Origin of the sequence: Steroidobacter sp. (assembly GCF_036406195.1) — a bacterium.
GTDB lineage: Bacteria > Pseudomonadota > Gammaproteobacteria > Steroidobacterales > Steroidobacteraceae > Steroidobacter.
On sequence record NZ_DASWVW010000001.1, the window covers coordinates 69,526 to 82,360 of the forward strand.

Annotated in this window: 8 protein-coding genes; 1 reads left to right on the forward strand and 7 read right to left on the reverse strand. The window is 62.4% G+C overall.

The window, feature by feature from the left end; translation table 11 throughout:
- The 6 genes from VGE08_RS00275 to VGE08_RS00300 form a co-directional block, all read right to left on the reverse strand.
- A complete protein-coding gene (locus VGE08_RS00275; protein WP_331065837.1) occupies positions 1-2,457 on the reverse strand; it encodes a TonB-dependent receptor in 2,457 nt (818 codons plus the stop codon).
- Between the two features lie 27 nt (positions 2,458-2,484).
- Positions 2,485-3,420, reverse strand: a complete 936-nt coding sequence (locus tag VGE08_RS00280) for an alpha/beta hydrolase (protein WP_331066073.1) — start codon at positions 3,418-3,420, stop codon at positions 2,485-2,487.
- Positions 3,421-3,439: 19 nt separating this feature from the next.
- Positions 3,440-4,945: an aldehyde dehydrogenase family protein gene (locus VGE08_RS00285; protein ID WP_331065838.1), complete on the reverse strand. Its 1,506-nt coding sequence runs from the start codon at positions 4,943-4,945 to the stop codon at positions 3,440-3,442.
- A gap of 308 nt (positions 4,946-5,253) precedes the next feature.
- Positions 5,254-6,411: an acyl-CoA dehydrogenase family protein gene (locus VGE08_RS00290; protein ID WP_331065839.1), complete on the reverse strand. Its 1,158-nt coding sequence runs from the start codon at positions 6,409-6,411 to the stop codon at positions 5,254-5,256.
- Positions 6,412-6,414: 3 nt separating this feature from the next.
- On the reverse strand, positions 6,415-8,580 hold the full coding sequence (locus VGE08_RS00295; protein WP_331065840.1) for a 3-hydroxyacyl-CoA dehydrogenase NAD-binding domain-containing protein: 2,166 nt from the start codon (positions 8,578-8,580) through the stop codon (positions 6,415-6,417).
- Between the two features lie 3 nt (positions 8,581-8,583).
- Positions 8,584-9,789 carry an acetyl-CoA C-acetyltransferase gene (locus tag VGE08_RS00300; RefSeq protein ID WP_331065841.1) on the reverse strand — a complete coding sequence of 402 codons (1,206 nt, stop codon included), beginning with the start codon at positions 9,787-9,789 and terminating at the stop codon, positions 8,584-8,586.
- A 478-nt stretch (positions 9,790-10,267) separates the two neighbouring features.
- Between VGE08_RS00300 and VGE08_RS00305 the strand changes: the two genes are divergently transcribed.
- Entirely contained in the window at positions 10,268-11,050 is a 783-nt protein-coding gene (locus VGE08_RS00305; protein ID WP_331065842.1) for an enoyl-CoA hydratase/isomerase family protein, read from the forward strand.
- Between the two features lie 154 nt (positions 11,051-11,204).
- Here the strand turns inward: VGE08_RS00305 and VGE08_RS00310 are convergent, their stop codons facing one another.
- Positions 11,205-12,833, reverse strand: coding sequence for a class I adenylate-forming enzyme family protein (locus tag VGE08_RS00310; protein ID WP_331065843.1), 1,629 nt, complete (start codon positions 12,831-12,833; stop codon positions 11,205-11,207).
- Positions 12,834-12,835: the final 2 nt, after the last annotated feature.

Sequence of the window (12,835 nt, forward strand, 5' to 3'; positions counted from 1 at the left end):
TCAGAACTTGAACGTGCCCTGGAACATCACCTGCCGGCTGCGGTTCGCAAGGCCCATCAGTTGCACGGTCGTGCCGGCTGTGACCGGCGCGCCGGGTTTCTCGGCGACATATGCGGTGTAGAACTCGTTCGAGAGGTTCTTGCCGATCAACGACAGCTGCCAGCGCTCATCGACCGGGGCGATGCTCAAGTTCGCATCGAACAGCCAGAAGGCCGATTGCACGCCGAACGGATTGCCATTGTCCGCAGCGATGTAGTCACCGCTGTAGCGCGCATTGCCGGCGATGGTGAGCGTGAAGCCGCCGCCGAGCGGCACCTTCGCATCGAAGCCGCCATTGGCCGTGAAGTCCGGTGCGCGAGATAGTGCCTGGCCCGATCGCTGCCAGGAGAACGAGCCATTGCTGTTCTGCACGTTACATCCCTGAGCCGCGGTCTGCCCGCCCCAGCATTGCGCGAGATAATTGTCGTAACGCGCCTCGTTGTACGCGGCGCCGCCGTTCAACGTCAGCCAGTCGAGCGGACGCGCGGAGATCTCGGCCTCGATGCCTCTGATCGTTGCGGAAGCCGCATTTGAAATGATGAAGCTGGTGGTCGCAGCGTTGAACGCAGTCACCTGCAGATCGGTGTAGTCATATGAGTAGACGTTGCTCGTCAACACCACACGGCCATCGGCCAGCCGCGACTTCACACCGCCCTCGAAGCCCTCGATCTCCTCGGACTTGAAACGAATCGAATCGACGGTGATCGTTGGCGGCAACAGATTCGTGCTGATGCCGAAGCCGCCGGACTTGTAGCCCGTCTTGTAACCGACGTAAGCGGTGAAATTGTCGGTGGGCCGCCAGGTCAAGGTCGCCTCCGGCGACAAGTTGTCGTCCTCGAATTTGTCCGTGAACACCTTGCCCTCGGGCGCGAGCACGGTGCCCGACAGCGGCGGATGCACCCAGGCGTTGGTCATCCACGAATCCTTCTCTTCATGCGTATATCGCACGCCGCCAGCCAATTCGATGTGCGGCGTGATATCCCAGATCAGCTGTCCGAAGGCGGAGATGGTTTGACCTTCCGTACTGCCCGGCTTCTCCCAGGTATGGTATTTCCCGGTCGCGGCATCACTCGGCAACGGGGCGATCAGCACGGTGTTGGTGAAGTCGAGTGTCGTGTCCTGATAGAACGCCCCGAGCATGAAGTTGACCGGCGAGTCGAACTTCGACAGCAATCGCAGCTCCTGGCTCAGCGACTTGAACTTCTCCTTTTCGGCCGCGTCGTACGCCATGTACACCGTAGCGTCGTAGTTGTCGAAATATTCGGTGTCGCTGTTGAAGTAGCCCGTGATCGAGGCGACACCGAAGCGGTCGCCGTCGTAGTTCACAGCGAGGCTGCCCAGTACCATCTTCGTATCGGTATACGGGAATTGCTCCGCGATCGGCCAGTTGTCCGCATAGCCGTTGGGCAGTCCGCCATTGGAGTACCTGCCGTCGAGCTTGCAATCGCCGAACGGATCGGCGGCGACGGTGGCAATGCCGCCATACACGACGACCGGTGTCGAGTAAGCGCCGCAGTTGACGACTTCCTGGCCGGCGGACGGACCGTCATCGCTGTGTTTCATGCCGGCGATCTTCAGCTCGGCGCTGAAGGGGCTGCCTTCCGGGCTCCACGCGAAGCTGACGCGACCCAGAAAGTTTTCATCGCCCGGCCGATCGGTGGCCGGCGCCTGCGGCAGATTGCTCGGCCCGGCAAACGGCGAGCTGGTCAGCTGCCCCGCCGTGTTCTTGAGCCAGCCGTCCATCTCGCTATAACGCAGTGCCACGCGAGCCGACAAAGAATCCGTCAACGGCCCGGAGATCACGCCTTCGGTGATGTATTCATCGGCCTCGAGCTCGTATCCCGCACGAACGTAACCTTCAAAGTCCCTGGTGGGAGACGCCGAGGTCATGCTGATCACGCCCGCCGGGCTGTTCTTGCCGAAGAACAGCGCCTGCGGCCCCTTCATCACCTCGACCTGCTTCAGATCGAGCATGCCGAAATCGATAATGCGTGCACGGCCGGTCTGCACGCCGTCGACGCTAACCGCGACGGCTTGATCGAATCCCGCGTTAGATGGCGAGGAGCCGATACCGCGCAGTACGATCACGCCGCCACCGCCGCTCGATGAGCGATCGATGGCCAGCGATGGTACGTTTCGCGCCAGATCGCGTGCATCTCTCGCGGCGAAGGTGGTGAGCTGTTCGGCGCCGATGGCCGTGACTGCGACGGGTGCTTCCAGCAGACTTTCCTGTCTTTGTCGTGCCGTCACGATGACTTCTTCCAGCAGCGACTCGGATGCGCCGGCTGTCCTTGATGTTTCCTGTGCGACGACTGACGGCGCGCCCAGCGCGCAGGCCACCGCCGAGGCCAGCAGCACGCCGGCGTGCTTTGGCCGCTTCAATCCAGGTTCATAGGCAGACTTGTTGTTGACGTTCACGACGACTTCCCCCTGATTTATCTATTGCTACAGCAGTGCCATCAGTCCGGCACACGCGCGATCGAGAATCTCCTGGGACGACGGAATGGCGAGCCTGAGCATCGCAATGCCGTGGATGTGGCCTGGCGCCTCGACGAAATGCACATTGACGCCGGCCTTCGAACAACTCGCCGCATAGTGACGGCCCTCATCTCGCAGCGGGTCGAAGCCGCACGCGAGCAGCGCAAGTGGCGCCAGATCTTCGAAGGACTCCGCGAGCAGCGGCGAACAGCGCCAGTCACTTCGTTGCGTATGATCGGGGACGTAGGCCTCGATGAAACATTCCATGTCCGCCGCTTCGAGCAGATAGCCCTCGGCGCATTCCGAATACGAGCTGCCGCGCCCGGCGACATCGAGAACTGGATACAGCAGCAATTGAGCGCGCACACCGGAATCACCACGCAGTTCATGAGCCACCGCCGCCGCGAGCCCGCCGCCTGCGCTGTCGCCGGCGAGGATCACGCCATCGGTCTTGGAAAAGATGGGATTGCGCGCTGAGAGCAACAGCCGAGTCGCGGCCAATGCATCCTCGTACGCCGCCGGGAATCTCGCTTCGGGGGCGAGCCGATAATCGACGCTGACGAGCCGCAATCTGGTGCGCGCTGCAATGGCTCGGCACACACTGTCGTAGGTATCCAAATCGCCCGTGATCCAGCCGCCGCCATGAAAATAGACAATGCTCGGGCCGGCTGCCGTCATTCCTTCGGGCACAAAGACGCGGGCACGCAACTGACGAGTGCCGTCGATGCGCAAAGAGACATCGTCGCTCTTGACTGAAGGATCGGGAGGCGAGTCGAGAAGAGCCGGCATCTGGCGGACGGCAGCGCGCGCATCGGCGATCGCCATCGAACGCAGCGGCGGCTGCCCCGCAGTAGCGTCGAGAAAGGAGCGCACGTCGGCGGCGGGAATCTTCGGTGTTTTCATCTGTGTCACGGTCGCTCGCTCAAGGGTTGCCGAGAGCGACGTACACGGCCTTCGACTCCAGAAATGCCTTGAATCCCTCGTCACCCATCTCGCGACCGATGCCGGATTCCTTGTAGCCGCCGAAGGGCATCGATGGATGTGTCACGCCATAGCAGTTGATCCACACATTGCCGGCCCGCAGCCGGCTGGCGAGCGTGTGTGCTTTGTCCAGGCTGGTCGTGAAGATCCCGGCGCCGAGCCCGTAGTTCGTGTCATTCGCCAGTGCCACGACTTCCTCGAAGTCATCGAACGGCGTTGCCACCACCACCGGCCCGAATATTTCTTCACGCGTGATTCGCGCACCGGCCGCGAGATTGGTGAACACGGTCGGCTCGATAAAGAATCCTTCGTCACCCACCCTCTTACCGCCGGCAACGATCTCACCGCCTTCGCGCTCACCGAGCGCGATGTAGTCGGTGACGCGCTTCAATTGCCTCGCGGAGACCAGCGGCCCGATCTGATTTGCGGCATCGAACCCGGAACCCACGTTCAACGACTTCGCGAAATTTGCCACACCTTCGACCACGCGCTCGAAGGAGCGACGCTGCACATACAGGCGCGAGCCTGCGAAACACACCTGTCCGGAATTCGCGAAGATCGCCATCGCGGCCCCAGGGATCGCCTTGTCCATGTCCGCATCGTCAAACACGACACATGGCGACTTGCCTCCGAGCTCCAGCGTCACTCGCTTGACGCTGTCGGCCGCCGACTTCAATACCTGCTTGCCGGTTGCCGTGGATCCGGTGAAAGAGATCTTGTCCACGCCCGGATGTGCGACGAGCGCCGCGCCGGCATCGCCATAGCCAGGGACTACGTTCAGTACACCCGGGGGAATGCCCGCCTCCAAAGCAAGCTCGCCAAGTCGTAGCGCGGTGAGAGGCGTGTCCTCGGCGGGCTTGACGATGCAAGTGCAGCCGGCCGCGAGCGCCGGTGCCGCTTTGATCATGAAAGTTGCGATCGGGCCGTTCCAGGGAATGACCAGGCCCACGACGCCGACGGGCTCGAGCGCGGTGTACGAATGAAATCTCGAACCGCTTTCGGACAACGCGGCCGAAGTGTTCTGGCCGATAGCGCGACTCGTCATGCCTGCGAAGTGACGCAGCCACGCGGCGGAGGCCGCGACGCCCCACTGAGCAAAGCCCTTCGGCATGCCGTTATCGAGCACTTCCAGATCGACCAGCTCGTCGATGTTCTGCTCGAGCAGGTCGGCGTACTCGAGGAGCAGTCGGGAACGCGACGCGGCCGACATGTCGCACCAGGCACCGCTTTCGAACGCAGCACGCGCAGCTCTAACAGCGCGATCAATGTCTTCGCTGCCAGCTCTCGCGACGTGAGCGATCACCTGAGCGTTTGCGGGATTGCGTGTCTCGAAGCGCTCACCACTCACGGCGGCGCAACGCGTACCCGCGATGAGCAAGTCGTGCTCGCGCTCAAGGAATCGACCTGCCGCCGAATGCAGCGGCTGTGCGACTGCTCGCGTGATCATCACCCCCCCTCTGTCGATCGTCGTCTTGTCGGCGGCAAACGAACCGCTCTGTCCTTGTACCGGCCTCGTCCGATCTGCGCGGGCGATGGCGTTATCCATGGGTGCTTCGACGGGTTCATTTCTAACTCATCTACATCGGGCTGGTCAAGAAAAGTATAACGCGTTGCAGTTTTGTAGCGACGCATGCGCCGCCAATGCGCGCACGCCCGGGCGTGCGTTCGATGCTCCTTCGAACGCTGCGCCGTGCTCAACAATGAAAATGTACGCGATACGAACCAAATGCTCGTTCCCAAGTTACGACGATTTGTTTATTTCAGCTTGCGCTCATCGAGCCCCAGGCTGCGGCCGATGATCTCTTTCATGATTTCCGAGCTGCCCGCAAAGATGCGGGACACGCGCGCCTCGGTGTACATCCTGCTGATGCGATACTCGTCCATGTATCCTGCGCCGCCGTGAAGCTGCACGCAGGCGTCGACCACGCGCCCTTCGACTTCGCTCGCCACCAACTTGGCGCCGGCGACCTCGTCAGCTGTCAGTCGATCCGCGTTGTATTCGAGCACGCATTGATCGACGAACGCCTGTGCCGCGTCGATCTCGGCGCGCAATCCGGCCATGACGAAGCGACTGTTCTGAAACATTCCCACCGGCCGGCCGAACGCGCGGCGGTTCTGAATGAACTCGAGTGTGATGTCGAAAGCGGTCTGCGCCGCGGCCATCGAGTCGATGGCCGCTATCAAGCGCTCGCCGACCAGAAATTGCTGCAGGAAAGCGAAGCCTCTGGCGGGATCGCCGAGCACGTTGCGCTTCGGCACGGCCACGTTGTCGAAGAACAACTCCGAGGTGTCCTGCGCTTTCAAGCCCATCTTCTGCAGACGATTGCCGCGCTTGAAGCCCGGCATGTCCGCCTCGACGACGAATAGTCCGATCCCGTAGCGCTGCTCGGGCACGGTGCGTGCGGCAACGATGATCAAGTCGGCCAGTTGTCCGTTGGAGATGTACGTCTTCGAGCCGTTGAGCAACCAGTGATCGGCCTGCTCGACTGCCGTCGCTTTCATGCCCGCCAGATCGCTGCCTGCGCCTGGTTCCGTCATGGCCACTGCAAGGATGAATTCTCCGCTGGCGCACTTTGGCAACCAGCGCAGCTTCTGCTCCTCGGTTCCCAGGCCATCGATGTAAGGCGCCACCAGCCCGGAATGCAGATTGATATAGAAGCCCGGCTCGCCGTGACGAATGTTCTCCTCGTAGACGATCTGCTCGTAGCGGAAATCCTCGACGCCGGCGCCGCCATATTTCTCATCGGCCCACATCAGCAGATAGCCCTGCTCGCCGGCCTTGGTATAAGCCCAGCGATCGACGTGTCCCTGCTCGCGCCAGCGCTCGGCGTGCGGGCCGATCTCGCTGCGAAAGAAACGACGGACCGTTTGCCGGAACTCGTCGTGCTCGGGCTCGAAGATCAGTCGCCGCATGATTCAAGCGGCAGCGGTGCGCGGTAACGCAGCTTCATAGAACGTCTCGCCCTGCTCGGCTCGTGCTCGCAGCCAGTCCGAAGGAGCGAAGCGGGCACCATACGCAGAGGCCATACGCTCTGCCTCGGCCACGAATCTCTCCAGACCTACCGTCTCGATGAGCGAGAGAGGGCCGCCGGTCCACGCCGGAAATCCCCATCCCAGCAGCGCGCCCACATCGGCATCGGCCGGATGAGTGATGACGCCTTCTTCCAGACAGCGCGCCGTCTCGATCGCCTGGATGTACAGCAACCTGTTGCCAATCTCTTCGGCTGCCGGTTGTTTGCGCGCCGGCGGAAACGCGGCCGACAGACCGGGCCACAAATGTTTCGCAGCGCCCGCCGGATACTCATAGAAGCCGCCGCCATGCTTCCGCCCCGGCCGCTTGATCTCATGGAGCATGCGTCTCATCACGTCGTAAGCACAGGGACGCACGAAGTCCGCACCGAGCGCGGCCTCGGCCTCTTGCACGATCTTCCAGGGCAGCTCGATGGTCACCTCGTCCAGTAGCGCCAGCGGCCCCACGGGAAATCCAGCAGCAATCGCGGCATTCTCGATGCGCGCAGGCTCGATGCCCTCCTCCAGCATCCTCATGCCTTCATGGATGAACGTCTGGAACACGCGGCTGGTATAGAAGCCGCGGCTGTCATTGACGACGATCGGCGTCATGCGCAGCTGAGCAACCAGATCGAGCGACTTCGCGATGGTTTCCTGGCTGGTGCGTGCCCCGACGATGACTTCCACCAGCGGCATGCGATCGACCGGCGAGAAGAAATGCAAACCGATGAACTGCGCCGGCCGGCTCGATGCCTCGGCCAGCCGCCCGATCGGCAACGTCGAAGTGTTGCTGGCGAGGATCGCCGAGTTGTCGAGCACAGCCTCGGCACGCTTGGTTACGTCCGCCTTCACCGCTACGTCCTCGAACACTGCCTCGATGATCAGCTCGCAACCGGCGAGATGCTCATAGCTGGTGGTCGGCTTGATCCGCGCGAGAATGGCATCGGCCGAGGCTCTGCTGCGCTTGCCTCGCTCAACCGCTTTGTCCAGCAGCTTCGCCGAGTACTGCTTGCCCTTCTCCGCAAGCTCGAGCGAGCTATCCAGCAACACCACCTCGATGCCGGCTCGTGCTGCCACATACGCGATCCCCGAGCCCATCATGCCGGCGCCCAGCACGCCCAGGCGAGTGACCGCCGACTTGGCAACATCGCGTGGCCGCCGCGCCAGCTTGCCCGCCTCGCCGCGATTGACGAACGAGGTGCGAATCAGATTTCTGGCCACCGGATCGCACAGCAGGCGCGCAAAATGTTTGGACTCGATCTGCAACGCCTTGTCGAAGGGCAACAGCATGCCCTGGAACAAACAATCCAGAATGGCGATCGGCGCAGGATAATTGCGACGCGTCTGGGCAGCGATTTGCGCCGGCCGCTCGCTCATCACCTTGACGACCGCGGGATTCAACAAACCGTTGCTGCTGCGATAGCCTTTGACGTCCCAGTCGCGTACAGCACCGGGTGCGCCTTGCAGCCAGCGACGAGCGGTAGCCAACAACTGCGACTCTGGTACGACTTGATCGACCATGCCCAGCTGCAAGGCTTCCGCTGGCGGCACACTGCGCCCATCCAGCAGCAGCGAGGCCGCCTTTTCCAAGCCGATCATGCGCGCCAGGCGCTGCGTGCCGCCGGAACCTGGCAGCAGACCCACGGTGACCTCGGGCAGGCCCACGACCGCCTTCGGATCGTCGACGATGACGCGATGATGACAGGCCAACGCCAGTTCATAGCCGCCGCCCAGCGCCAGCCCGTTGATCGCCGCGACGAACGGCTTGCCGCACGTTTCCAGCCGACGATGCATCTGCACCGAAGGCTTCTGGCTGAAGGCATAAGCCTGCTTGTGCGTGAGCGCGCCGCCTGCAATTCCAAGGATGTATTTGAGATCGGCACCGGCCATGAACGCGGGCTTGCCGGAGGTAATGATGGCCCCTTTGATGGTCGCATCCCCGGCGATGCGCTCGATGGCCGCGATCATCTCGTCGATGAATTGCGGCGACACCACGTTCATCGGCTTGTCGGCGGCATCCAGCGTAATCACGGCAATGCCGTCGGCATCGACTTCCAACCGCAACGTCTTCATCCGTCAAACCCTTTCGATGATCGTGGCGGTGCCGAGGCCGTTACCCGCGCACAAAGTGATCAAGGCAGTACCCAACCCACGCCGCTCCAACTCATCCAGCGCGATGCCCATGATGATGGCGCCGGTCGCACCCAACGGATGCCCCATGGCGATGGCACCGCCATTGACATTGACTTTCTGTGGGTCGAGGTCGAGCGCACGCATGTATCTCAACACGACGGCCGCGAACGCCTCGTTGATCTCGAACAGATCGATGTCTTTGAGCGACATGCCACAGCGCTTCAGCAACTTGTGAGTTACCGCCGACGGCGCGGTCAGCATGATGGTCGGCTCGCTGCCGATGGAAGTGAATGCCTTCACGCGCGCTCGCGGCTTCATGCCGGTGCGCTCGCCGAAACTCTCGTTGCCGACGAGCACGGCAGCGGCGCCGTCGACGATGCCGCTGGAATTGCCGCCGTGGTGTACGTGCCGAATGGACTCGATCTGCGGATAGCGTTGCGTGCCGACTGCATCGAACCCCATCTGCCCCAAGCCGACGAACGACGGCTTGAGCTTCGCCAATCCCTCACGCGTCGTGTCAGGGCGCATATGCTCGTCGCGATCCAGCAGCACCTCACCGATCAAATCGCGCACGGGCACGATGGCTTTGTTGAATCGTCCTTGTTGCCACGCCACTGCCGCGCGTCGCTGACTTTCCACCGCATAGTCGTCGACATCTTCGCGAGAGAACCCATCCAGCGTTGCGATCATGTCCGCGCCAATGCCTTGCGGCGCGAAGTAATTGTGATAAGCGACCCACGGATCGGCCGACCACGCGCCACTGTCCGCTCCCATGACAGTTCGCGACATCGACTCCACGCCGCCGCCAATGGCCGCGTCGGCCGCACCCGTCATTACTTGCGCGGCTGCTGAATTCACCGCTTCGAGCGCCGACGCGCAGAAGCGATGGACCTGCTGACCCGCGACACTTTGGTCATAGCCTGCCGCGAGCACGGCGGCCCGGCCGATGTTCCCGCCCTGCTCGCCCACGGGCTGGGCACAACCGAGCACGACGTCGTCGATCAAGGAAGTGTCGAGGTCGTTGCGCTCGGCCAGTGCCTGCAACACTTGCGCCGCCAACTGCACCGAGGCGATTTCGTGGAGCGAACCGTCAGGCCGTCCACGGCCACGGGGCGTTCGCGCATGATCGAATATAAATGCGTCTGTCATGATGCTTTAAAGGTCATAGCCGACATGCACGCCCCAGATGAGCGATGTGGGCTTTCTAATGGATACGAAACTAGGCCCTCCCTGCGACTGGCAAACCTACCCAAAGATAGGCCGGACTAGCCTACACGTCACGGCTGTGCTCCAACGCGCGACGGTAGTGCGGCTACAGCGCCGTGTGCGCGCATCAAGAAGGACGGCATCCACACCGGCAACGCGTAGAGCACGATGACGATCAACGCCATGCCCCCGGGTAGAAGCGCACATAGAATGCCCGCCCCAACGGCTGGAAACCTGACGCACCTTGCGCAGGGCGGGCGGACCGGGTCTTCTATCTTTAGATAGGCAACAGCGCAGGCTCGGCTTGGCATGGTGGCCGCGATGCCGCCGCAGCTGAAGATTCATTTTGCCGATGAGGTTCGCGAGTCCTTCCGGCCAATGATGCCTTCGGCGCCGCGGTGCTACAGTTCCTGAGATCCTCATGAGCAATCCAAACACTCCCGATCGACGCGCGGGCCAGCTTGCCATCGCCCGTCATGGCGCCGTCACGCTGCTGACCATCGACCGCGTCGAGAAACACAATGCGCTCACAGCGGAGTTCTGGGGAGATCTGCGGCGTGTGCTCGATGAGCTCGCCGGAGACGAGCAGACTCGCGCTATCGTGCTCACCGGTGCGGGTGACAAAGCATTCTGCGCCGGTGGCGACATCGCCGGTTTCGCCGCGCTGACGACGCTGGCAAGCAGGCGTTGCTATCAGATCGATGCAATGGAGGGCTTTGCGGCGTTGGAGAATTGCCCGGTGCCAGTGATCGCCGCGGTCAACGGCCTGGCGCTGGGTGGCGGCTGCGAGCTCACGCTGGCGTGCGATATCGTCCTCGCCTCCGATCACGCCACGTTCGGCATGCCCGAAGCTGCGTTGGGACTGGTGCCTGGCTACGGAGTGTTACGTGCGCCTCAGGTCATCGGGCGACAGATGACCAAGCTGATGGTGATGGCAGGCGAGACGCTCGATGCTCAGCAGGCTTTGCGGGCCGGACTGGTGCAACGAGTGGTGCCGCACGCCGATCTGCTGCCGAGCGCAATCGCGCTGGCGCAGAAAGTGGCGGCAAACTCCTCGCTCGCTCACGCCGTCGGCAAGCGTCTGATCAATCGAGGCATCGAGCGTACCGAGTTCGATTACTCGGTCGAAGCGCTCACGGTCTTGCAAAGCTCGGCGGAGACACGGCAGCGGGTCCGCAGTTTCATCGACCGCCGCAAGAAATGATCACACGTCGTGCGCGCTGCCAGCGCCTGTCATCGTCATGAACATCAGGCTCGCGCCGCCATCGCCCATCAGGTCACGCCGCTGATGAAGCTGGCGCGTGGCCCCAACCGCCAGCCCGATCCCGCTGCCACATCCGGTGATGATGACCCGCTTGTCATGCTCCAGCAGCCCGCAGTTGCTCGCGCAACTTGAACTTCTGGATCTTGGTCGCGGACATGGGCCACTCGGTCACGAAACGTACTTCGCGCGGCACTTTGAAACTCGCCAGCCGCCCCTTGCAGAAAGCGATCAGCTCGGCGGCATCAGCGTGCTTGCCCGGCAGCAGTTCGACGAATGCGACGGCGACTTCCCCATAGTATTCGTCCGGCTTGCCGACGACTTGGGTCATTTTTACGGCAGGATGCCGGCCGAGAAACGCTTCGATCTCCGCGGCCGCGACGTTTTCGCCACCCACCTTCAGCATGTCCTTGATACGACCGAGGAAGTACACGAATCCCTCGGCATCGAGCATGCCGCAATCTCCGGTCCGCACCCAGCCGCCTTCGAGAATGGTCGCTCGGGTCGCGGCTTCGTCCTTGTAATAAGAGTGGAACGAGTTCGGTCCACGAAACTGGATCTCGCCCTGGACTCCCGGCGGCGCCAGGTTGCCCTGCTCGTCGATGATGCGCACTTCGACGCCTTCGATCGGCGTTCCATTGGTGCGCAGCCGCTTCTCCTCGGGCGCATCGGCTCGCGTGAAGGACACGTAACCGCAGGCTTCCGTCATGCCGAACAGCTGCAACGTCAGGATATCCGGCGGCAGATACTCCTTCATCAGCATGTGGGTCTCATGCGGGGCGACCGCCACCATGCTGCGCGCGTTGGCGAACGCCGCCTCGTCATAGTCGGGCTCGCGCAGCACCGGCAGCATCAGCGTGAAGAATCCAGGATACAAATGCTCGATGCGATGATTGCGGATCAGGCGCAGCGCCGCCGCGGCCTCGTGATGAATGGACGTTGCGAAAGCGGCACCGCGCGAGACTGCCGTCGCCGTGAGCCCGATGCCGCCGACGTGAAAGCACGGCATGGGCACCCACACTTTCTCGCCCGGCTGCAAATTCACCGCATCCGGATAGGTGTTCACCCATGTTTGATAGATGCCCCGATGAGTGAGTTGACACGCTTTCGGCGCCGCTGTCGTTCCCGACGTGAACAACACCACCGCGATGTCGTCCAGCGTCGTCGAAGCCGCGCACTGTTCAAGCTCCGCATCGGACACATTGCCAGCTTGCGCGGTAAGCTGCGCCAACGATATGAACGGCGTGCGTTCGCTGCTGCCTACCAGGATGATGTTCTCCAGACGAGGCGCATCGGCGACATGCAGGCGACCTTCAGATTGACCGAGAGAGAGATCGGGCAGCGTCTGCCACAGCAAATCGCCGAAGTTCACGTGTTCATCGATGCGATCCGTGGTGAACAACAGGCGGATGTCCGAGAATCCCAGCGCGTACTTGAGCTCATGACTCTTGTAGCGCGCATTGATCGTGACAGTAATGGCGCCGAGCAACTGGATCGCGAAGTGCACCACAAAGAACTCGGTGCAGTTCGGCATGAACACGCCGATGCGATCGCCCTTGCGAATGCCGCAGGCATACATTCCGCGGGCCAATGCCCGGGCGCGGTTCAGCAGCTCCCCATAGGTCAGGCTCTCGTCATCGACAATGACACAAACGCGCTCGCCGTGGATCGCCGCCTGCTGACGAAGCAGCGCACCGTGCGGAGGAGAATTGACCGGCTTGCTCATGC